General features: G+C 73.2%; 21 protein-coding genes. 7 read left to right on the top strand and 14 right to left on the bottom strand.

What is annotated here, in order from left to right; genetic code table 11:
* Positions 1-99: 99 nt before the first annotated feature.
* The 9 genes from ACFYYH_RS03715 to ACFYYH_RS03675 all read right to left on the bottom strand — a co-directional run bounded on the left by ACFYYH_RS03715 (position 100) and on the right by ACFYYH_RS03675 (position 8,695).
* Entirely contained in the window at positions 100-1,155 is a 1,056-nt protein-coding gene (locus ACFYYH_RS03715; protein ID WP_388546307.1) for an ATP-binding protein, read from the bottom strand.
* Between the two features lie 275 nt (positions 1,156-1,430).
* Entirely contained in the window at positions 1,431-2,168 is a 738-nt protein-coding gene (locus tag ACFYYH_RS03710; protein ID WP_388545451.1) for a response regulator transcription factor, read from the bottom strand.
* A 105-nt stretch (positions 2,169-2,273) separates the two neighbouring features.
* On the bottom strand, positions 2,274-3,095 hold the full coding sequence (locus ACFYYH_RS03705) for a spermidine synthase (RefSeq protein ID WP_388545449.1): 822 nt from the start codon (positions 3,093-3,095) through the stop codon (positions 2,274-2,276).
* A gap of 181 nt (positions 3,096-3,276) precedes the next feature.
* Positions 3,277-3,942 carry a hypothetical protein gene (locus ACFYYH_RS03700; RefSeq protein ID WP_388545446.1) on the bottom strand — a complete coding sequence of 222 codons (666 nt, stop codon included), beginning with the start codon at positions 3,940-3,942 and terminating at the stop codon, positions 3,277-3,279.
* Complete coding sequence (locus tag ACFYYH_RS03695) at positions 3,939-5,336, bottom strand: hypothetical protein (protein ID WP_388545445.1); 1,398 nt, start codon at positions 5,334-5,336, stop codon at positions 3,939-3,941. The genes ACFYYH_RS03700 and ACFYYH_RS03695 overlap by 4 nt, the downstream gene beginning before the upstream one ends.
* Complete coding sequence (locus ACFYYH_RS03690) at positions 5,333-6,229, bottom strand: ABC transporter ATP-binding protein (protein ID WP_388545442.1); 897 nt, start codon at positions 6,227-6,229, stop codon at positions 5,333-5,335. Before ACFYYH_RS03690 ends, ACFYYH_RS03695 begins: the two co-directional genes overlap by 4 nt.
* 139 nt (positions 6,230-6,368) lie before the next feature.
* Positions 6,369-7,385 carry a zf-HC2 domain-containing protein gene (locus ACFYYH_RS03685; RefSeq protein WP_388545440.1) on the bottom strand — a complete coding sequence of 339 codons (1,017 nt, stop codon included), beginning with the start codon at positions 7,383-7,385 and terminating at the stop codon, positions 6,369-6,371.
* Positions 7,382-7,966 carry an RNA polymerase sigma factor gene (locus tag ACFYYH_RS03680; RefSeq protein WP_388545437.1) on the bottom strand — a complete coding sequence of 195 codons (585 nt, stop codon included), beginning with the start codon at positions 7,964-7,966 and terminating at the stop codon, positions 7,382-7,384. The genes ACFYYH_RS03685 and ACFYYH_RS03680 overlap by 4 nt, the downstream gene beginning before the upstream one ends.
* Before the next feature lie 156 nt (positions 7,967-8,122).
* The gene (locus ACFYYH_RS03675; RefSeq protein ID WP_388545436.1) at positions 8,123-8,695 is read right to left on the bottom strand and encodes a hypothetical protein; all 573 of its coding nucleotides are present in this window, start codon (positions 8,693-8,695) and stop codon (positions 8,123-8,125) included.
* A gap of 398 nt (positions 8,696-9,093) precedes the next feature.
* Here ACFYYH_RS03675 and lon point away from each other — a divergent pair, with 398 nt between their 5' ends.
* Complete coding sequence (lon, locus tag ACFYYH_RS03670; RefSeq protein ID WP_388545433.1) at positions 9,094-11,511, top strand: endopeptidase La; 2,418 nt, start codon at positions 9,094-9,096, stop codon at positions 11,509-11,511.
* A 266-nt stretch (positions 11,512-11,777) separates the two neighbouring features.
* Here lon and ACFYYH_RS03665 read toward each other — a convergent pair whose 3' ends face one another.
* Positions 11,778-12,629 (bottom strand): lysozyme, encoded by an 852-nt coding sequence (locus ACFYYH_RS03665; RefSeq protein ID WP_388545431.1) that lies wholly within the window; start codon positions 12,627-12,629, stop codon positions 11,778-11,780.
* A gap of 220 nt (positions 12,630-12,849) precedes the next feature.
* Between ACFYYH_RS03665 and ACFYYH_RS03660 the strand changes: the two genes are divergently transcribed.
* Positions 12,850-13,344: a MarR family winged helix-turn-helix transcriptional regulator gene (locus ACFYYH_RS03660; RefSeq protein WP_388545429.1), complete on the top strand. Its 495-nt coding sequence runs from the start codon at positions 12,850-12,852 to the stop codon at positions 13,342-13,344.
* 85 nt (positions 13,345-13,429) lie between these two features.
* Here the strand turns inward: ACFYYH_RS03660 and ACFYYH_RS03655 are convergent, their stop codons facing one another.
* Positions 13,430-14,212 carry a hypothetical protein gene (locus tag ACFYYH_RS03655; protein ID WP_388545426.1) on the bottom strand — a complete coding sequence of 261 codons (783 nt, stop codon included), beginning with the start codon at positions 14,210-14,212 and terminating at the stop codon, positions 13,430-13,432.
* A gap of 406 nt (positions 14,213-14,618) precedes the next feature.
* Between ACFYYH_RS03655 and ACFYYH_RS03650 the strand changes: the two genes are divergently transcribed.
* The 5 genes from ACFYYH_RS03650 (at position 14,619) to ACFYYH_RS03630 (ending at position 20,885) form a co-directional block, all read left to right on the top strand.
* Complete coding sequence (locus ACFYYH_RS03650; RefSeq protein WP_388545424.1) at positions 14,619-18,005, top strand: nitrate- and nitrite sensing domain-containing protein; 3,387 nt, start codon at positions 14,619-14,621, stop codon at positions 18,003-18,005.
* Positions 18,002-18,484 (top strand): roadblock/LC7 domain-containing protein, encoded by a 483-nt coding sequence (locus tag ACFYYH_RS03645; protein WP_388545423.1) that lies wholly within the window; start codon positions 18,002-18,004, stop codon positions 18,482-18,484. Before ACFYYH_RS03650 ends, ACFYYH_RS03645 begins: the two co-directional genes overlap by 4 nt.
* Positions 18,481-18,897, top strand: a complete 417-nt coding sequence (locus ACFYYH_RS03640; RefSeq protein WP_388545421.1) for a DUF742 domain-containing protein — start codon at positions 18,481-18,483, stop codon at positions 18,895-18,897. The genes ACFYYH_RS03645 and ACFYYH_RS03640 overlap by 4 nt, the downstream gene beginning before the upstream one ends.
* Positions 18,898-18,988: 91 nt before the next feature.
* The gene (locus ACFYYH_RS03635; RefSeq protein ID WP_388545419.1) at positions 18,989-19,600 is read left to right on the top strand and encodes an ATP/GTP-binding protein; all 612 of its coding nucleotides are present in this window, start codon (positions 18,989-18,991) and stop codon (positions 19,598-19,600) included.
* Positions 19,601-19,643: 43 nt separating this feature from the next.
* On the top strand, positions 19,644-20,885 hold the full coding sequence (locus tag ACFYYH_RS03630; protein ID WP_388545417.1) for a styrene monooxygenase/indole monooxygenase family protein: 1,242 nt from the start codon (positions 19,644-19,646) through the stop codon (positions 20,883-20,885).
* Between the two features lie 280 nt (positions 20,886-21,165).
* Here the strand turns inward: ACFYYH_RS03630 and ACFYYH_RS03625 are convergent, their stop codons facing one another.
* The 3 genes from ACFYYH_RS03625 to ACFYYH_RS03615 form a co-directional block, all read right to left on the bottom strand.
* Positions 21,166-22,716: an NlpC/P60 family protein gene (locus ACFYYH_RS03625; protein ID WP_388545415.1), complete on the bottom strand. Its 1,551-nt coding sequence runs from the start codon at positions 22,714-22,716 to the stop codon at positions 21,166-21,168.
* A 160-nt stretch (positions 22,717-22,876) separates the two neighbouring features.
* Entirely contained in the window at positions 22,877-23,155 is a 279-nt protein-coding gene (locus ACFYYH_RS03620) for a hypothetical protein (RefSeq protein WP_388545413.1), read from the bottom strand.
* A gap of 157 nt (positions 23,156-23,312) precedes the next feature.
* Positions 23,313-24,050 carry a TetR/AcrR family transcriptional regulator gene (locus ACFYYH_RS03615; protein ID WP_388545410.1) on the bottom strand — a complete coding sequence of 246 codons (738 nt, stop codon included), beginning with the start codon at positions 24,048-24,050 and terminating at the stop codon, positions 23,313-23,315.
* Positions 24,051-24,216: the final 166 nt, after the last annotated feature.

The following is a 24,216-nucleotide window of genomic DNA, read 5'->3' as shown; positions in this document are numbered from 1 at the left end:
CGGGGCTCCCTCGGCTGCTGCCGGGCCCTCCCCGGGCCCTCCCCGGGCCCTCCGCGGGACGTATCCCGAAGATCATGCGCCAACAGTTCGAAGCGTACGTCAACCGTGCGCCCGGGATGTTCCCGGAAGAGTGACGCGTATCAGGCATCCGCGAGCCGATTCGGCCACCCCGATCCGGCCGCCGTGCAGATCCACCGCCCAGCGCGCGATCGCCAGCCCCAGACCCGTACCGCCGTCGCTGCCGGGGCCGTGCGGGGACGGCGCGGTACCCCGGTTGAACCGCTCGAAGACCCGGTGCCGCTCCTGCTCCGGAATCCCGGGACCCTCGTCCTGGACCTCCAGATCGAGCGAATCGGGCCCGCTGCCGCGCCGGGCCCGTACGGTCACGCGGCCGTGCTGCGGGCTGTGTTTGACGGCGTTGTCGATGAGGTTGGCGACGACCTGGTGCAGCCGCTCCGTGTCGGCGTGCGCGGTCAGTTCGGGCGGCGAGACATCCAGATGCAGATGCACGTCCGTACGCGAGTGGTTGCCCGAGCCGGAACTCGTCGCGCGCTGCGAGGCGGCCAGATTGGCCTCCTTGAGCACTCCGGAGAGATACGGCCACACCTCGAAGCGATGGGCCTTCAGCGGTACGACGCCGTTGTCCAGCCGGGACAGGTCGAGCAGGGTCTCCGTCAGCCGGCCGAGCCGCTCCGTCTGCCGCAGCGCTGTGAGCATCGTCTCGGGATCGGCGGCCGACACCCCGTCGACCACGTTCTCCAGCACGGCGCGCAGGGCCGCGATGGGCGTGCGCAGTTCGTGCGAGACATTGGCTATCAGCTCCTTGCGGTGCCGGTCCTCCGCCTCCAGGTCGTCGGCCATGCGGTTGATCGTGGAGGCGAGGTCGCCCAGTTCGTCCTTGCGGTCGGCGCCGCTCACCCGGCGGGTGTAGTCGCCGTGCGAGATGCCCTTGGCGACGGTGTTCATCTCGTCGAGGGGCGCGGTCAGCCCGTGGGCCACGAACTGGGTGATCAGCAGGGTGGCGATCACCGAGAAGACCGTGATGAAGCGCAGCTCCGTCTCGGTGCGCAGGGCCACCATCAGCAGACCGGTGGTGATGAAGACGGAGACAACGACCAGGGTGCCGAGCTTGGCCTTGATGGAGAACGGCCGCAGGCCCGTGCTCTCCGGAGCGCCGGCGGCCGGCGGACGGGGATGCCGGGCCCGCTCGGCCGCGCGCCGGCCCGTCCGGTCGTACGCCCCGGCCCCGGCACGCACGTCCCTGCCGGGGCCGTCGCCGCCGTGTCCATACCCGCCGTACCCGCCGGATCCGTCCGCGCCGTCTCCGTACCCGCCGGATCCGTGTGCGCCGTGTCTCTCCGCGCCCGGTGTGCCGTGGCCGTGTCTGTCCCCGCCGGAGCCGCCGCCGGGGCCGCCGGACCCTGACGGGCTCATGGCGCGGGGGTCTCCAGCGCGTACCCGACACCGTGCACCGTACGGATCCGCTCGGCACCGATCTTCCGGCGCAGCGCCTTGATGTGGCTGTCGACCGTACGGGTGCCCGAGGCGTCCGCCCAGTCCCACACCTCGGCGAGGAGCTGCTCCCGCGAGAGCACGGCCCGCGGGGTGTTCGCCAGACAGACCAGCAGATCGAACTCGGTGGGGGTGAGATGCACATCCTCACCGCGCACCCGCACCCGGCGCTGCGCGTGGTCGATCTCCAGCTCGCCCAGGCGCAGGATGCCGCTGCGCGGTGTCACCGCGGCGAGCGCCGCGCGCTCCACCCGGCGCAGCAGCACATGGACCCGCGCGGCCAGTTCGCGCATGGAGAACGGCTTGGTCATGTAGTCGTCGGCGCCGACCCCGAGGCCGACCAGCATGTCGGTCTCGTCGTCGCGTGCCGTCAGCATCAGCACGGGCACCGGGCGCTGGGACTGGACCCGGCGGCAGACCTCCAGGCCGTCGAAGCCGGGCAGCATCACATCGAGGACCATCAGGTCCGGCTGCCAGGCCTCGGCCGCGTCGACGGCCGCCGGGCCGTCCACCGCCGTCTGCACCAGAAATCCCTCGGCCCTCAGCCGTGCTGCGATGGCGTCCACGATCGTCGCGTCGTCCTCGACGACCAGAACCCGGCGCTGGGCGCCGGGCGTGGCCGCGACTCCGTTGTGGCTGGTGTGTGTCTGCTCCATCGCCCCGCCCCTGGTACGCGTTCCGCGATCCTTGATCCACGATCCGCGCGGAGACGCGGATCGATGTGTGTGTGGTGCAGCGTAGAGGCAGCGGGAGCTTTCCGGCTACGCAGTGCGAACAGCGAGATGGACCACGTCGGGTACGCCTCGGGCAACCCGGATCTCTTCCTCCCGTACCCCGGTGAAACCGGCATTCCGCAACGCATCGCCGAAGGCGGGGGAGGGCTGGGCCGACCATACGGCGAGCACACCGCCGGGTTTCAGCCGCGCGCGGCAGGCGGCCAGTCCGTCCGCCGCGTACAGATTCCCGTTGCCTTCGGTCACGGTCCAGTCCGGGCCGTTGTCGATGTCCAGGCAGAGGGCGTCGTAACGCTCCGTGGCGGTGCGCACGTACTCCACCAGATCGGCGCGGACGATCGCCGTGCGCGGATCGGCCAGCGCCGAGGACGAGATCCGGCCGAGCGGACCCTCCCGGTGCCAGTCGATGACGGCCTGCTCACGCTCGACGACCACGATCCGGCCCCAGCGGGGATCGGCGGCGGCGTGCGCGAGGGAGAACCCCACCCCGAGGCCGCCGACGAGGACGGACGGCCGCGGGGAGGGCGGTCCGGGGCGCGGGGCGGGCGGTTCCGGTCGCGGTCCGGAACGGGTGGCGAGGAGCGTGGCCAGCGCGGCGTCGATCAGCAGCCGCTCGGAACGGCCGTCCGAGGTGTCCATCAGGAAGCACCCGTTGGCGATGATTTCCAGCCGTTCGCCGTGCTGTCGCAGCACGATCTCGCCGTAGGGGCCGTCACGGCGGTCGAGGGTGACGGGAGCGGAGTCCGGGGCGGGAGCCGGGGCGGAGGCGGGGGCCGGGGCGGGGACGGGGACGGGGCTCGGGACGGGGACCGAGGGGGGTACGGATTCGGATGTGGCGGGTGCGGGCATGCGGACCTCTCCGTCGCTGGACGTCGTGGCCGACATCCTGGTGCGCGGGGCCGGAGAGGGACAAATCCGCGTACGGGGGGCGGCGAGCGGGGCGGGAGATTCGCGTTCGGGGGCGGCGAGCGGCGCGTGCGGTGCCGCGCGTGGTGCCCCTCCGGCCGGGCGTCCGCCCGGTGGAGGTGCCTCAGTGTCCTTCCGGCCGGGCGCCGCGCCACGCGTACAGCGCCGCGCCGACCCCGTACGCGACGGCCGCGACCGCCCACGCCGCGCCCTGCGGCCCCGGCTGCATCGGCCAGGCCCATACGGCGCCGACGCCGCCCGGCGTCCTCGGCGCCGACAGATACGCGGCGCTCAGATAGAGCGTCATCGGCAGCCAGCTCAGCCGCGCCCCGAGCAGGGCCGCCGCCGCGGCCGTGACCCCGGCGGCGCCGAGGAGATTGCGCACCATCGCCGGGGCGCCGAACTCGTCGGGACGGCCGGGGACGGCGAGCGCGAGCAGCCCGGCCGCGAGCACGGTCAGCACGACGAGATGGACCAGCCGCCGGGGCCACCAGGGGCGTACGGCCGTACGGTCCAGCTCGTCGCTGTGGGTGTACAGCCCGGTGCCGATCGCCCCGGCGGCGATCAGTGGAGCGAGCACGACCACCGGGACCCGGGCGCTGTGATCGAAGTGCGGCTGCGCCTGGAGCCAGTGCGCGGCCCACGCGGCGGTGAGCGCGGTGCCGACGAGCGTGCCGAGGGTGGCGGGCAGGACACGCGAGCGGGCATAGAGGACCGCGGCGAGGCGGGCGGGGGTGGTGACGGGGGCAGTGACGGGGGTCGTCCCGGGGGCGCCGGAGGCCATGGTCATGGGAGCGGCACCTCGTCGGCGCGGCAGCGGCCGGTTGCCAGGTAGCGGGTGAGAAAGGCACGGCTCTGCTCGGCGTTCATGGCTTCCAGCCGCTTGAGGTGCGCCGTGGCCTCCGGCCATGAGGGGGCGCCGGAGTCGGGCCGGGGAGCGAGCCATTGGTGTACGGCGGCGCTGACGGCGGTGGCCCGCTCCCGGGCGGCGGCGTCGGACGCGGTCTGATCGCAGTCCTCGTCGAAGAGCCCGCCGACCGCCCAGTTCGCGTAGAGGGCGGGATCGGGGAGCCTGTTGCGTACGGCCAGGCCGGCGGGGCTCAGCAGGCGCGCCTCCCCCCGACGGAGCGTGTGCGGGTGGTCGACCCAGCGCACGGGCGCGCCCGGTACACCGCGCAGTCTCGCGTTGACACCGGCGAGCGCGGACGAGGTCGCGGGCAGCAGTTTCCGGTCGACGGCCGTCACGCACACCTGCGGTGTGCCGTCGTCGCAGACCAGCCGGGCCGCCTCCGGATCCGGCCGCCACACGGCGTCACCGGTCCGCGCGATCGGTACGGCGGCGGCGACGGCGAGGACCAGGGGCACCAGCGCGACGAGGCGGGACCGGGCCGCGTACGCCAGGAGCGCCGTCGCCGCGAGACCGCCCGTCCACACCGCGCTCGCGGGTCCGAACCACCACACCGGCCGGTCCCAGGAGTACGTGTGGTCGATGCCCGGATCCAGCCAGCGGGCGTCCGCGCCGCTGTACACCGGAACGGCCAGACCGACATAGGCGACGAGTGCGAGCCCGGGTGCGGCCAGACGCCACGGGATGAGCCGCCCGGCGACGAAGCCCAGCACACCGAGGGAGGCGAGGGCCACCAGATCGGCGGCGATCAGTGACACGAACGGATGGCCATCGCTCGCGTACGGCCAGGTCGCGAGGAGACAGGCGCCCGTGCCGACGAGATAGCCGGCGGGCGGCCAGAGCGCCGCCGGCGCCAGCGCGTGGAGTGCCCGGCGCAGCGGGGTACGGGCGAGCGAGGACCACAGCTCGTCGGTGCGGCGCCGCCGCTCCCGTCCGCCCTGCCAGCACCCGGCGGCGACGGCGAGGGGTCCGCAGAGCAGTACGGCCGCGACGCGGGCCAGATCGGTGGTCTCCGTCCAGCGCCCCTGCCAGCGGTCGGCGCTGGAGAAGAGGGTGACCGCGATGATCACGGCGGCCGCCGCCCCGGTCCAGGGGCCGATGCCCCGCAGCAGCTCGGCGCGGAGGGGGCGTGCGGCCCGGAGGCGCGTGGGGCCGTGGTCGTTCCGGGGGCCGGGACCGGGGCCGTGGCCGGGGTTGTGGTCGGGGTTGTTGCTGGGGTTGTGGTCGTGCGGCGTGCCGGGGGTGTCCGTCGCACCGGACATGCCGAGGGCGCTCATCGCCCGGCATCCGGGGTGTTCCCGGACGGGGTGGTCCCGGACGGTGCGGTTTTGGACGGGGTGGTGTTGGGCGGGGCGGTCCCGGGCGAGGTCCCGGACGCCGCGCGGTGCGACCGTATCGCCCGGACCGCCGCCGTGTAGCCGCGCTCGATCGGGTTGTCGCCCGCCTCGCCCGCGCCGGATCCCAGCGCGGTCAGCTCCGCCGTCGTACCCCGGAACGCGACCCGGCCGGATTCCAGCAGCGTCACCTCGGAGCAGGCCGCCGCGACATCCTCCACCAGGTGTGTGGAGACGATCACGGTGGAGGCCGCCCCCACCTCCCTGAGCAACTCCCTGAACTCGACGCGCTGTTCCGGATCGAGACCGGCGGTCGGCTCGTCGAGCAGCAGCAGATCCGGCTCGTTGACGATCGCCTGGGCGATCCCGACCCTGCGCACCATGCCTCCCGACAGGGTCTTCACCTTGGCGTCGATACGGTCCGCCAGCCCCACCCGGCCGACCGCGCGCTCCACGGCCCCCGGTACGCGCGGCGCGGGCATCTCCTTGAGCCAGGCCACGTACGAGACGAACTCGCGGACCGTGAAGCCCGGGTAGTAGCCGAACTCCTGCGGGAGATAGCCGAGCCGCCGCCGTACCGCCGCGCGGGCCCGGTGCTCGGAGACATCCCGGCCCAGCAGCTCCACCCGCCCCTCGGCGGGCGCGGCGACCGTTGCCAGCACCCGGATCAGGGAGGTCTTGCCCGCGCCGTTGGGGCCGAGCAGTCCGTGCACGCCGGTGCCCAGGCCGAGTTCGACCGTGTCGAGCGCGACCGTCCGGCGGTGTCTGACGGTCAGTCCCCGTACCGCCACCGCCACCGCGTCCGTTGCCGTCACGCGCGTTCCCCTCTCACTCATGTCAGTCGTGTCTCACTCATGTCAGTCGTGCGTGCCAGTCGTGCTGTTCTTCCGCGGCGGCTGTTCTTCCGTGGCGTTCGCTTGCGTGGTGTTCGTCCGTGGGGCGCGCGTCCGTGCGGCGCGCGTCCTTTCCCGTGTCTCATGCGCGCCCCGGAGCGCCGAAGGACGGACGGTCGAACGAGCGCCGCCGCAGCACCAGCAGCCCCGCGCACACCACGGCCCCGGCGGCCCAGCCGCCCTGCGCCGCCGCCCCGGCCAGGAAGCGCGTCAGATACGCCGACAGCTCGGCCGCCGGCAGCGGCGAGATCCCCGTACCGCCACCCCGGCGCGCCGCTCCCAGCAGCGATACGGCGATCGCCACCGTCCACAGCGCCGCCACCGCCCCGGCCGCCGTACGACAGCCCACATACGAACCGAGCACCAGCGTGGCCAGCGTCAGCGCCAGGGCCGGGAGCAGCCAGGCCGCCGCGCCGGGCACATCCGCCGAGGACGGCAGCAGCGCCCCGGCCAGGGTCAGCAGCGGCAGGCTCACGGCCAGCACCGCCGTCGTACGGGTCAGCAGCAGCCGCAGTCCGCCGCCCGGTGTGGACGCGCCGATCTCGTGCATCGGGTCGACGTGCTCCCCGTACGACACGGCCACCCCGGCCAGCGGCAGCACCGGCGCCAGTGCCAGCAGCAGCGGGCGCGCCCCGGTGAAACCGGCGCCGTACGCCAGACCGACCGCCCCCGCCGCCACCAGCACCAGGGCCACCAGCCAGGAACCGCGCAGCGCCGGTCCCGCCGCCCACAGGACCCGGGCCGTCAGCCCGAGCCCGGGGGCAGTCGGCGCGGACAGCCCCGCCGTGGGCCGCACCGCCGTCGACCGGCCCGCCGCCGTCGCCGTCGCCAGCACCGCGTCCCGCACCTCGGCGAGCACGGGACCCGCGGCTCCCCCGCGTACCGCCGCGGACACCCGGACCGCGCACGCGCCGCACGACTCGACGTGCTTCTCCAGCGACCAGGCGTCGGGCTCCGGCGCCGAGCCCGCGGCGTAGCGGACGGCCAGCGCGTCCTCCACATGCCAGGCGCCCGTGCCCCGCTGCGCACCATGCGCCGTGCCCTGTTCCAGGCCGTGCCCCGCGCCGTGCCCCGTGCCCTGCTTCCCGTTGTGCTTCATGCCGTGCCTTCCGTCGGCGCGATCCGTTCCGGAGCGGCGATCCGTTCCAGAGCGGCCCGCAGCTCCTTGCGGGCCCGCATCGCACGGGTCTTGACCGTGCCTTCCGGTATGCCGAGGAGCTGTGCGGTCTCCCGGGTGGTCAGTCCGTCGACGACCGTGGCGCGCAGCACCTCGCGCAGCTCCGGGGAGATCCGGTCGAGGGCCGCGCCGACGTCTCCGTACTCCAGCCCGGCCAGCACCCGTTCCTCGGCGGAGGGCGTGACGGGGCGCGGTTCGTACGCCACTTCCGCCCGGTCGTTCCGCTCGGTCCGTGCCCGTGCGCGCTGGGCATCGACCAGCCGCCGTGCGGCGATCACCCACAGCCAGCCGCCCGCCTCGCCGCCCTGGTGGGTCGCGGCCGAGCGCCATACGGTCACGAAGGTGTCCTGGAGCACTTCCCGTACGGTCTCGGGGTCGGGGCACCGACGCGTCAGCCGGGCCAGCAGCCAGCCGGCGTGCCGGTCGTACAGCAGGGCGAGTGCCTCCGCGTCCCCCTTGGCCACGGCGCGCAGCAGCGTGCCGTCGTCGCGGTCACCCCTCATGGGGCGGAACAGTCTCACGCCTCTCTATCGCCGCCACCCGCGGCGGCGGTTCACGGGGGTCCGCCGGGCCGCCCGGTCGTGGATTGCCGGGTCCGCCGGGTCCGTCGGGTCCGCCGTTGCGCCGGGTCAGGAGGGTCCGCCGGGTCAGGAGGGCAGTCAGGAGGGCAGGGGGACCGCGGCGATGACGCGCTGGAGCGCGGGTACGGGCTCCGCGTCGGAGACCGCGACCTCGTGGCCCGCGTGGTTGACGGCGTAGACGAAGGCGTCGGGGGCGGGCCGGTCGAACATCACACGGGGGAGCCGCTCGATACCCGACGCGGCCAGGGCCTCGCGCAACGCGCCCAGCTCGGCGGGGCGCATCCGTCCCGCTCCGGCCGTACGGCCGGAGGACAGGACGGTGTAGGCGCCGTCGTTGTTCACCACCACGCTGTCGCGCCGGCCCGCGATACCGCCGGACCTGGTGACGACGACGAGGGTCGCGTCGCGCGGCGGGCGCGGGGAGGCCGGCCCGGTGGGCCCGCCAGGGGCGGACGCGGCAGTCGAGGCGGACGGGCCGGACGGGACGGCTGTACCGGACGGGGCGGCTGGGCCGGGCGGGACGGTTGTGCCGACGCGCGGCGTATCCGTACCGCTTCCCCTCGCGCTTCCGCTTCCGTCGCACCCCACCAGCAGCAGCACCGGCACCAGCACCGCCAGCAGCGCTCCACCCGCGGACCCTAGTGATCGCATCTCGCCGACTCCCCCTCCGTGGCCGTGCCCGTGTCCGGCCCCGAGCATGCCGCTCGACGCCTCGTGGCGACAGAGGCCCGCGGGGCGTCGCGCCGCGATGCCGGGGCGCGCGGGCCGATGCGAGCGAGGTGCGAGGCGGCGGATCGTCACCCGCTCACCAGGGACGACGGAGGGTGGCGCGCCCGTCTTCGTCCCGATGTCGATCGGCCCCGATTCCCCCGGCCGGGAAGCCATCAGGGGCGCGGCGCGTTGACCGCACACCGCCCTTTCGCCGGGGCGGGTTCCGGAGGGCCGACCCGGCCGACATGATCGCTCAGAGCGAACGCGGCCCGGGGAACATCCAGGGGCTCACAAGCATTGAGTCGGTATAGCTCAACTTGACTGCCGAAGGGGAGATCATGGCTGCCATGTCCACACCGCTCACGCTTCCCGTGCTGCCGCTCGACGACGAGGTCGTGCTGCCCGGCATGGTGGTGCCTCTCGACCTGTCCGACACCGAGGTCCGCGCCGCGGTGGAGGCCGCCCAGGCCGCCGCCAGGATCGGCGACGGAGGGACGGGCAAGCCGAAGGTGCTGCTCGTGCCGCGCATCGACGGGACCTACGCCGGGACCGGCGTGCTGGGGACCGTCGAGCAGGTCGGCCGGCTCTCCGACGGCGACCCGGGAGCGCTGATCCGCGGCCGTGGCCGCGTGCGGATCGGTGCCGGTACGACAGGGCCCGGCGCGGCCCTGTGGGTCGAGGGCGTGAGCGTCGACGAGACCGCTCCCGAGCCGCTGCCCGGCTCGGTCACCGAGCTGGTCAAGGAGTACAAGGCGCTCGCCACCGACTGGCTGAAGAAGCGTGGCGCCTGGCAGGTCGTGGACCGCGTCCAGCAGATCGAGGACGTGTCCGCGCTCGCCGACAATTCCGGTTATTCGCCCTTCCTCTCCACCGCTCAGAAGGTGGCGCTGCTGGAGACCACCGACCCGGTGGCCCGGCTGAAGCTCGCCACCGAGCAGCTCCGTCATCATCTGGCCGAACAGGACGTGGCCGAGTCCATCGCCAAGGACGTCCAGGAGGGCGTCGACAAGCAGCAGCGCGAGTTCCTGCTCCGGCGCCAGCTCGACGCCGTACGCAAGGAGCTGCGCGAGCTGAACGGCGAGGGGGACGAGGACGAGTCCGGGGACTACCGCACGCGCGTCGAGGCGGCCGACCTGCCCGAGAAGGTGCGGGAGGCCGCGCTCAAGGAGGTCGAGAAGCTGGAGCGCGCCTCCGACCAGAGCCCGGAGGGCTCCTGGATCCGCACCTGGCTGGACACGGTGCTGGAGCTGCCGTGGAACGAGCGGACCGACGACACCGCCGCGTTCGACATCCGGGGCGCGCGGGCGGTCCTCGACGCCGAGCACGCGGGCCTGGACGATGTGAAGGAACGGATCACCGAGTATCTGGCCGTGCGCAAGCGGCGCGCGGACCGTGGGCTCGGCGTGGTCGGCGGCCGTCGCGGCGGCGCCGTGCTGGCCCTGGTCGGGCCGCCCGGTGTCGGCAAGACCTCGCTCGGCGAGAGCGTGGCGCACGCGATGGGCCGGAAGTTCGTCCGGGTCGCGCTCGGCGGCGTACGGGACGAGGCGGAGATCCGCGGACACCGGCGCACGTACGTCGGCGCGCTGCCGGGCCGTATCGTCCGGGCGATCAAGGAGGCCGGTTCGATGAACCCGGTCGTCCTGCTCGACGAGATCGACAAGGTCGGCTCCGACTTCCGCGGCGATCCGGCCGCGGCGCTCCTCGAAGTCCTGGACCCGGCGCAGAACCACACCTTCCGCGACCACTATCTGGAGGTCGAACTCGACCTGTCCGACGTGGTGTTCCTCGCGACGGCGAACGTCCTGGAGGCGATCCCGGAGGCGCTGCTCGACCGGATGGAGCTGGTCAGGCTCGACGGCTACACCGAGGACGAGAAGATCGTCATCGCCCGGGACCATCTGCTGCCCAGGCAGTTGGAGCGCGCGGGGCTGGAGCCCGGCGAGGTCACCCTGGAGGAGGACGCGCTGCGCAAGCTGGCCGGGGAGTACACCCGGGAGGCCGGCGTACGGAACCTGGAGCGGGCCATCGCCCGGCTGCTGCGCAAGGTCGCGGCCGAGCACGAGCTGGGCGACCGTGAGCTGCCGTTCACCCTCGGCGCCGAGCATCTGCGGAAGCTGATCGGACGGCCGCACCATGTGCCCGAGTCCGCGCAGGACCCGGCGGAGCGCCGTACGGCGGTGCCGGGCGTGGCCACGGGCCTCGCGGTGACCGGCGCGGGCGGTGACGTCCTCTATGTGGAGGCGTCGCTGGCCGACCCCGAGACCGGCGGGTCGGGGCTGACCCTGACCGGACAGCTCGGTGATGTGATGAAGGAGTCGGCACAGATCGCGCTCTCCTTCCTGCGCTCGCGCGGCGCGGAACTGGAGCTGCCGGTCGCCGATCTCAAGGACCGGGGCGTGCACATCCACTTCCCGGCGGGCGCGGTCCCGAAGGACGGACCGAGCGCGGGCATCACGATGACGACGGCACTCGCCTCGCTGCTGAGCGGGCGCCTGGTCCGTACGGATGTCGCCATGACCGGCGAGGTCTCGCTGACCGGTCGCGTGCTGCCCATCGGCGGCCTCAAGCAGAAGCTGCTGGCCGCCCACCGCGCGGGCATCACGACGGTCGTGATCCCGAAGCGCAACGAGGCCGACCTGGACGACGTCCCGGCCGAGATCCTCGACAAGCTGGACGTCCACCCGGTGACGGACGTCCGCCAGGTCCTGGACCTGGCGCTGTCCCCGGCGGAAGTACCGCTCCCGGCAGCGGCCTGACCCCCGGTAGACCCGCCCTCCACGCACAACCCACGACCGCGGCCGGCCCCCCACCGGGGCCCGGCCGCGGCCGCGTCCACCCACGAGCGGCAGCGGCGGTTCGGACGCTCGCCCGGACCGGGGGTGCGCTGGTGCCGGGTGCGGGGCGGGCTGACCGGTGGGCGGGTGCTGGCGGGTGGGTCATGACAGCGGGGCCGGCGGGGTGTCGCGGTCCCGGCCGGCCTTCCGTTCCGGGCGGGACCGCGCGTGGGTGGGGTGGCGGGGAGTCAGCCGTTCGCCAGGGCCTGGACGCGTTCCAGGGAGCCGTTGAACCTGTTGTGGTCGCCGACGATCGGGCCCTTGGAGGTGTACTGCCAGATCGTGTGGAAGCCCCAGCCCGCGGGCAGTTCACCGACCGTGGTGGTGTAACGCGGGATCCACAGCGGGTTCGTGGCGCCGAAGCCCGTGTAGTTGCCGGTGCAGGCCTTCCACCAACTCGTGGACGTGTAGATCACGGCGTCCCGGCCGGTGCGGGACCGGTAGGTGTCCAGGAAGTCGCCGATCCAGTCGATCATCTGGCCCTGTGTCTTGCCGTAGCAGGCCGCGCCGTACGGGTTCCCCTCGATGTCCAGCACCCCCGGCAGGGTCTTGCCGTCGCGCGACCAGCCGCCGCCGCTGTCGACGAAGTAGTCGGCCTGGCCCGCGCCGCTGGAGTCGTTGGGGGTGGCGAAGTGGTACGCCCCGCGGATCAGGCCCACGTTGTAGGCGCCGTTGTACTGCTGTGCGAAATAGGGGTTCTTGTAGTAGTTCCCCTCCGTCGCCTTGGTGTAGGCCCAGTCCACTCCGCTGCTCCACAGGGCCGTCCAGTCGACATTGCCCTGGTGTCCTGAGACGTCCACGCCCTCGGTCTGCGGGACCCGGTCCGCACGGGGCGGAAGGCCCCGGTCGTCCTGCTCGACGACGCCCATGCCCATATGGGCCGTACCTCGTGCGGGGGGCTCGGCCGGCGGATCCGCCGGCCCGTCGGTCGCGCCCGCCCCACCCGGCAGGGTGAGGAGAAGCGCGGGAGTGGTGAGGAGCGCGGCGACCGCGGCGATGAGTGAGCGGCGGCCGGTCGTTCCGGATCTCTGCACGGACATCTCGTGCCTCCGAAGACCTGGTGGGGGGAGCGCGTGAAGCGGCGCATAGAGAGCGGTCCACAGGAGAAGATTGTGGACAAATCACCCATAACGCTACGCAAATGGACCAGTTGACGGAAGCGCGCCACGCGGCTCTCGTCGGGATAAACCTGCGAAATACTGTCCGAGCTGCGGCAACAGCCGTGGGCGAAGGAAACCTTCAGGGGCGGAAAAGCGCGCGATGGGTGCTGACGTGCACGGGACCGGTACGGGAAATGAGCCGGAGCACACCCGGTGGAAGGGTGTGGACCAGGAATTCCTGGCTCTGGAACGGGAACTGGCTGTCTTTCTGCGCCGGGCCCGCGCCAATTCCGGCGAGGTGGCTCGTGAGGTCCATCCCGAGCTGGAGCCCGCGGCGTACGGACTGCTCGTACGGCTGGAGGAGACCGGCAGTCAGCGGGCCACCGAACTGGCCGCGTACTTCGGGGTCGGCAAGGCGACGATGAGCCGCCAGCTCCGCGCCCTGGAGGTGCTGGGCCTGGTGACGCGCGAGCCCGATCCGGCCGACGGCCGCGCCTGGCTCATCCGTATCACCGAGGAGGGCACGACCCGCTTCCGGCGGGTCAGGAACGCGCGCCGGGAGCTGTACGTACAGAAGCTCGCCGACTGGGACCGCGCGGAGATCGCCGAGCTGGCCCGGCTGCTCCACCATCTCAACGAGCGCGCCGAGAGCTGACGCACCGACGGGCCGGGGAGCCGGTCCGCGCGGCGGGGCGCGGCGGCTCCAGCCGTCCGCCGTCCGCCGTCCGCCGTCAGCCGCCTCACAGCTCCACGAACGCCACCGTCGCGTCGTCGCTCGGCTTGCCCCTGCGGAACGCCAGCCCGTCCGGGTCCGCCCACTCCGCCGCCCGGACCCGGTCGATCAGCTCCTGCGGACCGTTCTTACGCACCAGCGCCAGGCAGTCCGCCCAGCCGCCCTCGCCGAAGACATCCACCCAGCGGGCCGCGCCGTCCGTCAGCGCCAGCAGGGACCGCACCTCCGCCAGCGGTGTACGGCCCGTCACCGCCTTCGCCGCGACCGCCGGGTCGGCCGCCGCCGTGAAGAAGCCGCCGTCCGCGTTGCGCAGCGCGTCCGCGGAGGCGGCCGACCGCAGCGCCTCGCGCGGTACGCGGTCCAGACGGTCGTCCAGCACCGCCCGCACCGCGCCGTCCGGCGACTCCAGGAGCAGTGTCGAGTCGGAGAGGACCAGATGTTCGAACTCGTCCGCGCCCCAGCGCGCCAGGACCACCGTGGCCTGAGGGGTACGTACGTGAGAAAGGTCACATGTTTCGCGATGTGCGTCCGCCGTACGTGTGATCGATACGCCGAGGACCTCTGCCAGCGTCATATCCCGGCGGGAACCGGACAGTTCGGTGAGCGCTCCGCCCAGCCTGGCGGTGAACCAGGGCACGCCATGCACACAACCGTCGTCCCCGGCCGGAGGCGTCACCCCGTCCAGGACGACCAGCGTTCCGCCCCGGCCGGCGGCGGGCAGAGCCACGGATGTCCAGTCCTCATTGGGCCTCGCGGCGGCCCCCGGCACGCTGGCCAGTTCGATGCGCATGATGTCCAGTCTGCACGATTCCACCGAGGGCCCGCATGAGTCCTTCACGGTCTCTGCACGCACGCCCCGTGGACTCGTAGGGCCAGGTCAACCACTGTCATTCGGTCAGAATCAACGTGCGGCGGGGCCGGGGCCGGAAGAGGAAGGGGGTGCCGGGGAAGCTGCGGGCGCGCATCCTGCCAAAGCCCGCCCGGAAGGTCCACCCGGCACACCAGGTTCCGGCTGGGCCCCGGCTGGGAAGAGTTGTTCGCCAACTCCTTCGTGATGTTCACTCGTTCAGGTGGCGGAGCGGCCGACGCGTGCCTCCCTCCCATATGCGCTGGAATGGTCGGAAGCCGTGCCAGGGGTGGGGGATTCCTACGTGTGACCGGTCGTCACCTCTGCTTCATGGGCGGACGAATCAAGAATGCGAGCACCGGTGCAGAAGAAGCGGCCTCGGGGTAACGGTGTCACGCGCGGCGGGACGACCAAGGCTGAGACCGGCACGGCCACGGTAGGCACGGCCGGCACGAGCGGTAAGGGCAAGAAGCCCGGCAAGGGCGCGAGCGGCACGGGCGCCCCCGGTACTGACAGGCCTACGACCGGTACGGCCGGGCTCGGGTCCGGCACGGACGGGCCCACTACCGGTACGGCCGGGCTCGGGTCCGGTGCGGCCGGGCCCGCGAGCGGTACGGACGCAAGCGGCGCGGTCCGGGAAGGACGGCGCGTGCGGGTACGCAGCCGGCTGGTCGCCGGGGTCGCCGTCCTCGGCATCACCGTCGTCGCGGCGGGCACCCCCGCCGTACTCACCGCCTCCGCCGAACTGAACGACGCCCAGCGTCTGGTCACCCTCGCCGGGCTCAACCAGCAGGCCGCGGTCCTCGCCCACTCCCTCGCGGACGAACGCGACGAGGTGGTCGTCTTCATCGCCGCCGGGCGGGAGGAACAGCCGGGCGGCGCGGACTCCGGCGACGCGGCGGGCTCCGACAGCGGCACGGGCACAGGTACCGGTACGGGCTCGGGCTCCGGCAGCGGTGGCAAGGGCAAGCACACGATCTCGGACACCCGCAGCACGCGGGTCGACCGGCAGATCGACGAGATACGCACCACCGCCTCGGCCGCTCCCGGACTGCTGCACGACCTCTCCACCGTCCCCTCCATCCGCCGTACCGCGCTCACCGGCAAGGGCTCGGCGCTGGAGGCGTACCGCGCGTACTCCGACGTCATCGCCAAGCTCCAGGCGCTCGCGGACGAACTGGCCGAGAAGACCCCGGCCGAGGCCGCCGACGGCACCCGCGCCCCCGGCGCGCTCGGCCGCGCCGTCGAGCAGGCGTCCGCCACCCGCGGACTGCTGCTGGCCGCGCTCGCCGTGCCCGCGCCCACGGACACCGCCCCGCAGTACGACCCGATCACCGGACTGCCCATCGAGTCCTCGGCCGACGCGGACAGCGAGAAGAACGACCAGTTGCGCGACGAGCTGAGCGCCGCCGCCCAGCAGTCACGTGTCCGTGAACTCGCCGCCCTCGCCGACTTCGACCAGACCGCCGACAGCGAGGCACGCGAGTCCCTGACGGCCACCGTCACCGGACCCGACGTCAAGACCGCCGAGGGGTATCTGACCCGGCTCACCGACCGGCCCGAGCTCTCCGACGCCGACCGCGAGGCCAACCAGAAGAAGGTCGAGTCGGCGCTCTCCGCCAGGATCGACCAGATGCGCGGCGTCGAGTCCGGACTCGGCACCAGCCAGTTGGAACGTCTCGAAACGCTCCGCGACGACGCCGTCACCGGCCTCGAACTGCGGATCGCGCTGCTCGGCGGCTGTCTGCTGATCGCCGTCGGGGTGTCCACCGCCGTCGCCCGTACGCTCACCAGGCCGCTCGCCGTCGTACGGATCGGCGCGGCCCGGCTCGCGGCGGCGCCGGAGACCGAGGAACCGGTCAGGTTCACCGGGCGCAACGACGAGTTCGCCCAGGTCGTACGGTCCCTCAACGGCCTGCACGGCAAGCTGCTCGATCTCTCCGCCCGCGCCGAGACGCTCGACGGCGACCGCGCGGGTCTGATCGCCGCGCGCGAGAAGGTCGTCGCGCAGCGCGCCGAACTCCAGGAGCGCACGGCCGAGATCGGCGCCGAACTCCAGCGGCTGCGGCACACGGTCCACCACACCTTCGTCAATCTCTCCCTGCGCACACTCGGCCTGGTGGAGCGTCAGCTCGCCGTGATCGAGACGCTGGAGGAGCGCGAGCAGGAGCCGGATCAGCTCGACACGCTCTACAAGCTCGACCACATGGCCACGGTCATGCGCCGGCACAGCGAGAACCTGCTGGTGCTCGCCGGCCACGACCACGGCCACGGCTCCAACGGACCCGTCCCGCTCGTGGACGTCCTGCGCGCCGCCGTCAGCGAGATCGAGCGGTACGAACGGGTCACGATCCATTCGCTGCCGCCGCACGCGCAGGTGGCCGGCTTCGCCGCGGACGACCTCAGCCATCTCGTGGCCGAGCTGCTGGAGAACGCCACCTCCTTCTCGCCGCCGGACGCCGAAGTGCAGCTCTCCGGCTGGCTGCTGGAGGGCGGAGAGGTGATGCTCTCCGTCCAGGACCAGGGCATCGGCATGTCCGCGGACCGGCTCGCCGAGCTGAACGCCCGCCTCGCCGAGCCCCAGGACGCCAAGGGCCCCGCCAAGGACACCGACTCCCAGGACGCCGGAGGCCGGGCGGCCAGAAAGCGCTACGGCGGCGAGATCGAGGGCGAGGGGCTCGGACTGCGGGTCGCCGCGCTGCTCGCGGCGCGCCATGGCGTACGGATCGAGCTGCGCGAACACCAGCAGGGCGGCGTGGCCGCGGTCATCGTCCTCCCGCAGGCGCTGCTGCCGTCCTCACCGCCGGCCGGAGCGCCGCACCAGGCACGGACGGCGGGGGCGGCGCCCGCGCTGCATCTGCCGGGATCGGTGGCGGAGGCCAACTCCAACGCGCTTCCCGGACGTCCGGCGGCCGATCCGCTGGTGGCCGCGGCGGAGGAGGCGATCCGCAAGGCGGAATCCGCCGGGACGGGGACGGACGGTGCCGGGGCGCAGCTCGTGTCCGACACCGAGACCGACACCGAGGCCAGCACCGAGAGCGAAGCCGCTCCCGATGCCGACATCGCGACCGGGCGTGATTCCGCCGCCGTGCCGGACGAGGTCACGGCGCCGGAGTCCGCTCCCGATGCCGGATCCACGGGCGAACCCGAGCCCGAGCCCGAACCCGAGCGTGAGCGTGGCTTCGAGCCCGAGCCCGAGCGTGAGCGCGGGTTCGACCCGGCCGAGGCCGTCGCCGCGCCCGGGACCGCCCCGCTGCCCGGCCCGTACGCCATCGGCCCCGAGCGTCATGAGCGGGTCGCCGACGGCGAGCCGACGGGCGACGGCGCCGACCAGGACACCTTCACGATGCGGCTGCCGCGCCGGACCGGCGCGCCCGCCACCGCCCTCCCGGACCCGGCGGCCTCCCCGGCCCCCGGAGCCGAACCGGAGGTTGGTCCGGACGCGGGCACCGGCTCCGCCCCGGACGAGTTCCCCGCTCCCCGACGGGAACGCGTCACGGGCAAGGGACTGCCCAAGCGCACCCCCAGGATCGTCGCACCCGCCGCCGCGCCCAGCGGGCGCTCCGGCAGTGTCGACGCGGAAGCCCTGCGCCGCAGGCTCGGCGGCTTCCACCAGGGCGCGAAGGAAGGCCGGCGCGATGTCGAGGCCGAGTTCACGGACCCGGCAGCGCCCACCGCGCGGACCGAGACACATACCGATGAGACGGGGGAGACAGTCGAGGAGGCACGCAGTTGACTGCGACCGGCACATTCGGACTGAGCAGCGAAGCCCGCAACCTGCACTGGCTGTTGAGCAACCTCGTCGAGGAGGTGCCAGGAGTGCACTCGGTCGCTGTCGTCTCGTCCGACGGACTCCTGCTGCTCTCCTCGGATCCGGGGCAGAACGCCGAGGCGGCCACCACCGAGCGCAAGGAGGGCCCCCGGGGCTCCAGCGCGGATCTGGCCACGATCGTCTCCGGCATCGGCAGCCTGACCGTGGGAGCGGCGAAGCTGATGGACGGCGGCGGGGTCAAACAGACCATGGTCGCCATGGAGGAGGGCAGCGTTTTCGTCATGGCGATCAGCGACGGCTCGCTCCTGGGCGTGCACGCCACACCCGACTGCGACATGAGTGTGGTCGCGTACCACATGGCGCTCTTCGTCGGCCGCGCCGGACATGTACTGACCCCGGAACTCCGCGACGAGCTGCGCAAGTCGAGGGAGAGCGCCACATGACGCCGCCCTCCTCCGAGCCCGGCCGCCGGCTGCCCGTACGCGGAGGGGACCGCAGACCCGCCCGCGTCCGTCCGTACTCCCTGACCGGGGGACGGACCCGCTTCGGGCATGTCCTGCTCGTCGAGACCTTCGTCGCCGCGCTCGAACCGGCCGAGGAGCGCAAGGAGTTGACGGACGGCGGCGCGTCCTCCCGGATCATGCCGGAGATGCGGGCGATCGTCGAGCTGTGCCGGCGCATGCGTACAGTGGCCGAGGTATCGGCCTTGCTCAAGATGCCGCTCGGGGTGGTCCGGGTGCTGCTCAGCGACCTGGCCGACCAGGGAAAGATCCGTGTGTACGGGACCGGGTACGGAACCGGGCAGCCCGACCACGCGCTGCTGGAAAGGGTGCTGAGTGGACTCCGCCGTCTCTGACGCCACAGCTACCGCTGGCGTCACCTCCACCGCCACCGGGGTGACGGGCGCCGCCGGCGCCACGGCCGCCGGTGCGAACGCTTCGGGTGTCATGCCCGCGCCGTTCCTGACCGAGCCCGAAGAGGGGCTCCAGGCATGGCAGTTGGACCGCACCCGTGCGCCCATCGCCACCAAGATCGTGGTCGCGGGCGGCTTCGGTGTCGGCAAGACGACCTTCGTCGGCGCGGTCTCGGAGATCCCTCCGCTCCAGACCGAGGCCCTGATGACCCAGGCCAGCGCGGAGACCGACGATCTCAGCGCCACGCCCGACAAGGTCACCACGACCGTGGCGATGGACTACGGCCGGATCACCCTCGACAACGACCTGGTGCTGTACGTCTTCGGCACACCGGGCCAGCAGCGCTTCTGGTTCATGTGGGACGACCTGGTGCGCGGCGCGATCGGGGCCGTCGTCCTGGCCGACACCCGGCGGATCGACGACTGCTTCCCGGCGCTCGACTACTTCGAGAGCTGCGGACTGCCGTACGTCGTCGCGGTCAACCACTTCGACGGCTCGGAACCGTTCGACATCGAGGACGTACGGGACGCGCTGACGATCCCCGACGAGATCCCCGTACTGATCATGGACGCGCGCAAACGGATCACGGTCGTCGAGTCGCTGCTCACACTGGTGCGCCACGCGCTCCAGGCCACCCCCGAGTAGCGCCCGCGAACCCCGCACCACGTAGGCAAACGGAGAACCCGCCATGCGGAGAATACTCGTCGTCGGAGCCGGTCAGTCCGGGCTTCAGCTCGCCCTCGGCCTCCAGTCGCGGGGGTACGAGATCACCCTGATGTCCAACCGCACGGCGGACGAGATCCGGTCCGGCCGGGTCATGTCCACGCAGTGCATGTTCCACACCGCGCTCCAGCACGAGCGCGATCTCCAGCTCGGCTTCTGGGAGTCCCAGGCGCCCCGAATAGAGGGCGTGGGCGTGTCGGTGGCCGCGCCCGACTCCTCCCGCGCCGTGGACTGGGTCGGCCGGCTCGACGGCTACGCCCAGTCCGTCGACCAGCGGGTCAAGATGGCAGGCTGGATGGAGACCTTCGCCCAGCGCGGCGGCCAGCTCGTGATCCACGGCGCGGCCGTCTCCGACCTGGACTACTTCTCCCGCACCTACGATCTGGTGCTGGTCTCGGCGGGCAAGGGCGAGTTGGTCTCGATGTTCGGCCGTGACGCCTCCCGCTCCCCGTTCGAGACCCCGCAGCGCGCGCTCGCGGTCGCGTACGTCCACGGTCTCGGCCCGCGCCCCGAGCACCCGGACCATGAGGCCGTGCGCTGCAATCTGGTGCCGGGCGTCGGCGAACTGTTCGTGATGCCCACCCTCACCACCTCGGGTCGCGCGGACATCCTCTTCTGGGAGGGCGTGCCCGGCGGCCCGCTCGATGTCTTCCGGGGCGTCAAGGACCCCGCCGAGCACCTCTCGCTCATCCTGGAGCTGATGGAGCGGTTCACGCCCTGGGAGTACGCGCGTGCCACCAAGGTCGAACTGACGGACGCCAACGGCACGCTCGCCGGCCGGTACACGCCGACCGTGCGCCACCCGGTCGGCCGGCTGCCCGGCGGCGGTCTGGTCCTCGGGGTCGCCGATGTGGTCGTCGCCAACGACCCGATCACCGGACAGGGCTCCAACTCGGCGTCCAAGTGCGCCGCTTCGTATCTGGAGTCGATCGTGGCACGGGGCGACCTGCCCTTCGACGAGGAGTGGATGCGCTCGGCGTTCGACCGGTACTGGGAGACCGCGCGGCATGTCACCAAGTGGACCAACGCCATGCTGGGTGTCCCGCCGGAGCATGTCCTCAACCTGATCGGCGCGGCGGGACAGCTCCCGCCGGTCGCCGACCGGTTCGCGAACGGCTTCGACAACCCGGCCGACTTCGAGAACTTCTTCTACGAGCCCGAGAAGACGAACGCGTATCTGGCGGAGGCCGCGGGCGCGGTCGCGTAGCCCGGCGAGGCCCGCGCCCGCGCGTCTGAGCGCCCACGCCCGCGCGCCGGGCCGTCCGCACGCCGGGCCGTTCGAGCGTCGTGCCGTCCGCGCGCCGGGCCGTTCGCGCGTCGTGCCGTTCGCGCGCCGGGCCGTTTGAACGCCGGGCCGTCCGCACGCCGGACCGGGCGTCTGCCGAGTCGGCCGCCTGTCGGGGCCGGCCGTTTGCCGGGTCGGCCGTCTGCCGGGGCCGGGCCCCGGGCCGGCCGGCCGCTCTGCCCGTCGGGCCCCCGCCCGTGCTTCAGACCTGGTTGTAGCCGGTGTCGGCGCCGTCCATCGCGCCCTCGGGCAGCTCCGGCGCCATATAGGCCCCGGGGGCCAGGGAACGGGCCTCGGGATCCGGCCGTACGGCCCCCAGCAGCGGGTTCGCCGCGATCGGGGAGACCTTCACCCGGGCGCCGGGACGCGGTGCCTGGATCACCATTCCCTCGCCGAGATAGATCGCCACATGGGTGGCCTCCGGGAAGTAGATCACCAGATCGCCGGGGCGCAGCTCGGCCAGGGAGACCCGGGGGAGTTCGTCCCACTGCTCCTGGCTGGTACGGGGGATGCTCACCCCGGCACGCTCCCAGGCCCGCTGGGTCAGCCCGGAGCAGTCGAACGTGTCCGGCCCCTCGGCGCCCCACTCGTACGGCTTGCCGATCTGGTCGACGGCGTACCGCAGCGCCTCGCCGCCCCGCGCCGAGGGCGCTCTGCCCGACGGTCCTCCGGGTGCTCCCGCCGCTCCCGCCGCGCCGGCTCCCGCGCCCTCGCCCGTCCCGGCCGCCCCGCCGAGCGCGCCCGAGGCGAGCAGCTCGCGCTGGGCCTCGTCCGTACCGGCCTTCTCCAGCGCGGCCACCGCGGCGATCTGCGCGTCGCTGAGCGAGGCGAGCAGCTTCTCGACGTCCAGGAGCCTGGACTTGACCATGTCCCGCTGCTTGCGCTGCTTGGTGGCGAGCGCCTGCTGTCTGCCGAGGGCCTCGCGGGACGCCGTGGCCAGGGCGGCGGCACGCTTCTCGGTGGCGGCGAGCCGTGCCACCGTATGGGCCCTGTTACGGGCGGTCCGCCTCAGCAGATAGCCCTCGTCCAGGGCGTGTTGCGGGTCGTCGGCGAGCAGCAGCCGCAGATAGCCGGAGAGTTCGGACTGCCCCTGGTATTGCCGGCGGGCCAGCCGGCCCGCGTCACCGCGGCTGAGCGACAGCGCGGTACGCGCCCGTGCGAGGGCGGCGGAGAGCCTCTTGGTCTCGGCGCGCTGCCGGGCCAGTTCGCCCTCGGTGGCGTTGAACGCCTCCGTGGCCTGCTCGGCCTGCCGGTAGAGGAGCTGGAGCCGGCTGAGCATCTCCGCGACGGTCCGCGGCGGGGCGGCGTCCAGGGCGTCCAGGGCGGCCATGCCCGCGGTGGCGTCGGCACCGGCGTCGGGACCGGCGTCGGGACCGGCCGCCCCGTCCTCGGCGGACGTCGGCTCCTCGTCCTCCGACGCGGTCCCGGACCCCGGGCCGTCCTCGCCGTCCGGCGCGTCGGAACCGTCCTCGTCGGACGCGTCCCCGGCGGTGGCTCCGGCCTCCGCGCCCGTCTCCGCCCCCGTGCCCGCGTCCGTGCCCGCGTCCGTGCCCGCGTCCGTGTCCGGACCGCCGCTTTTCCCCTTCCCCTTGTCCTTGTTCCGGGAGGGGGCCGGGGGCGCGGACGCGGAGGTGCCCGGCGCCGGGTCATCCCCCGGCTCGGCCACGGCGTACGACGCGAAGGGCACCGCGGCGAGGACCGTCGCGGTGGCCAGCGCCGCCGTACAGGCCGCTCGCACCACTCTTCCTGACATGTCATCACCTCTGGTCGCGGGATGGCGGGATGGCGGGATGGAGAGTCCAGCCCGTCCAGCCCTAGGCGATGATGAGGTGAGAGTACGTACGAATACCCCATAAATGGGCGGGGTGGCGCAACAGCATCACCCCTCTGGGCGACCACGGCGGGGCCGTTGTCTACGGCGCCCCGCCACCCGGCTTCGACCAGGGCCACTTCAGCGTGCGGCGCTCACGGCCCGTGGAGACGTACTCGTACTTCCACCCCCGCTGGAGCCCGAGCCGCTTGCTGTAGCTCGCCGGTGCGCGCCGGTAGGTGTGCACGGTGGGCGGCCCGCCGTCCGCGTCGGGCACCGGGATCTCGTACCACTTGGGCGGATGTCCGGTCGGTCCCGTCAGTACGGGCAGTACGCGCCCGTCCATCGGGCCTCCGACGAAAAGGGTGTCTTCGCTTCTCACCGGCCCAGTCTCGCTCAGCCCCGGACTCAGTCTCGCTCGGTCCCGGGCCCAGTCTCGCTCAGTCCGGGCTCAGTCTCGCTCGGTCCGGGACCGGTCCCGCTCGGTCCCGGAGCCCGGTCCCGCCCGGTCCCGGTGGCGAGGCGCCCGTCGGCGGGCGCTACAGCAGGTGTGCCGCGCCGCCGACCCTGGGGGCCACCCGGCGCGCCAGCGTGGCCACGGGGCCGTCGACGCGCTCCTGGGACACGAGCGCGTCGACGGCCCCGGCGGTCTCCTCGTCGGTGGCCGCGGTGGCCACCAGGAGGGCGATGAGATGGTCGACCAGCCAGTCGCGCAGTTCACCGGCGGGCGGCCGCTTCCCTTCGTCCAGCCATATCAGCGACGCCGATTCCACGGCCGCGATCCAGGTGCGCACCATCATCCGCAGCCGCGCTCCCGGCGGGTCCTGCGCCGTCCGGCCCGTCCCGATGTGCCGCAGGATCTGTCCGGCCGCCGCCCGCCGTACCTCGTCCACGATCGCCGTCGTCCGGGACGTCTCGCAGACGCTGCCGCCCTGGAGCAACGCGCTGAATCCGGCGTCGTGCTGGTCCACGAAGGCGAGATAGCGGTCGAGCACACGCCCCAGCCGCTCGGTCGGCGGACCGGCCTGCGGTTCGGTGAAGCACCGCTCCAGCTCGTCGGCGGCGGAGCGGAGCGCCGCCTCGTACAACTCCTGTTTGCCGCCCCGGAAGTAGCGGTAGACGAGCGGCCGTGACACCCCGGCCGCCGCCGCGACATCGTCGAGGGAGACCTCCTCGGGGGCCCGGTGCGCGAACAGCGTGAGCGCGGCGTCGAGGAGCTGCGCGCGGCGCTCCTCGACACTGAGCCGTCGGTACGCGGGTGTTGCGGGCGCGGTCATGCCGGCAGCGTAACCGCACCCGCCGACCGGTCAGGCGAGAAGTCCCGACGACCTCCGGAGCCCGCGTCCGGAGCCCGCGTCCGGGGCGGCTTCCGCGGCTCGGTGAAGCGGAGGGAGAACACCCGGGCCGCCCGGCCGGGAAGCTGAGCCGGGTCAACTCCCGTTC

The sequence above is a fragment of the Streptomyces sp. NPDC002018 genome (assembly GCF_042890865.1).
Taxonomy (GTDB): domain Bacteria; phylum Actinomycetota; class Actinomycetes; order Streptomycetales; family Streptomycetaceae; genus Streptomyces.
The sequence above is the reverse complement of the archived record's forward strand: the minus strand, read 5'-3'. Positions and strand labels throughout refer to the sequence as shown.

What these genes read in the sequence shown, in the direction of transcription:
- ACFYYH_RS03705 (WP_388545449.1), bottom strand. Translation starts at nt 3,095, where the DNA reads ATGCCCGCACCCGCCACATCCGAATCCGTACCCCCCTCGGTCCCCGTC.
- ACFYYH_RS03625 (WP_388545415.1), bottom strand. Translation starts at nt 22,716, where the DNA reads ATGTCAGGAAGAGTGGTGCGAGCGGCCTGTACGGCGGCGCTGGCCACC.
- ACFYYH_RS03680 (WP_388545437.1), bottom strand. Translation starts at nt 7,966, where the DNA reads ATGAGGGGTGACCGCGACGACGGCACGCTGCTGCGCGCCGTGGCCAAG.
- ACFYYH_RS03685 (WP_388545440.1), bottom strand. Translation starts at nt 7,385, where the DNA reads ATGAAGCACAACGGGAAGCAGGGCACGGGGCACGGCGCGGGGCACGGC.
- ACFYYH_RS03640 (WP_388545421.1), top strand. Translation starts at nt 18,481, where the DNA reads ATGACGCCGCCCTCCTCCGAGCCCGGCCGCCGGCTGCCCGTACGCGGA.
- ACFYYH_RS03700 (WP_388545446.1), bottom strand. Translation starts at nt 3,942, where the DNA reads ATGACCATGGCCTCCGGCGCCCCCGGGACGACCCCCGTCACTGCCCCC.
- ACFYYH_RS03675 (WP_388545436.1), bottom strand. Translation starts at nt 8,695, where the DNA reads ATGCGATCACTAGGGTCCGCGGGTGGAGCGCTGCTGGCGGTGCTGGTG.
- ACFYYH_RS03615 (WP_388545410.1), bottom strand. Translation starts at nt 24,050, where the DNA reads ATGACCGCGCCCGCAACACCCGCGTACCGACGGCTCAGTGTCGAGGAG.
- ACFYYH_RS03695 (WP_388545445.1), bottom strand. Translation starts at nt 5,336, where the DNA reads ATGAGCGCCCTCGGCATGTCCGGTGCGACGGACACCCCCGGCACGCCG.
- ACFYYH_RS03660 (WP_388545429.1), top strand. Translation starts at nt 12,850, where the DNA reads ATGGGTGCTGACGTGCACGGGACCGGTACGGGAAATGAGCCGGAGCAC.
- ACFYYH_RS03690 (WP_388545442.1), bottom strand. Translation starts at nt 6,229, where the DNA reads ATGAGTGAGAGGGGAACGCGCGTGACGGCAACGGACGCGGTGGCGGTG.
- ACFYYH_RS03630 (WP_388545417.1), top strand. Translation starts at nt 19,644, where the DNA reads ATGCGGAGAATACTCGTCGTCGGAGCCGGTCAGTCCGGGCTTCAGCTC.
- ACFYYH_RS03650 (WP_388545424.1), top strand. Translation starts at nt 14,619, where the DNA reads ATGCGAGCACCGGTGCAGAAGAAGCGGCCTCGGGGTAACGGTGTCACG.
- ACFYYH_RS03655 (WP_388545426.1), bottom strand. Translation starts at nt 14,212, where the DNA reads ATGCGCATCGAACTGGCCAGCGTGCCGGGGGCCGCCGCGAGGCCCAAT.
- ACFYYH_RS03710 (WP_388545451.1), bottom strand. Translation starts at nt 2,168, where the DNA reads ATGGAGCAGACACACACCAGCCACAACGGAGTCGCGGCCACGCCCGGC.
- ACFYYH_RS03665 (WP_388545431.1), bottom strand. Translation starts at nt 12,629, where the DNA reads ATGTCCGTGCAGAGATCCGGAACGACCGGCCGCCGCTCACTCATCGCC.
- ACFYYH_RS03635 (WP_388545419.1), top strand. Translation starts at nt 18,989, where the DNA reads ATGCCCGCGCCGTTCCTGACCGAGCCCGAAGAGGGGCTCCAGGCATGG.
- lon (WP_388545433.1), top strand. Translation starts at nt 9,094, where the DNA reads ATGGCTGCCATGTCCACACCGCTCACGCTTCCCGTGCTGCCGCTCGAC.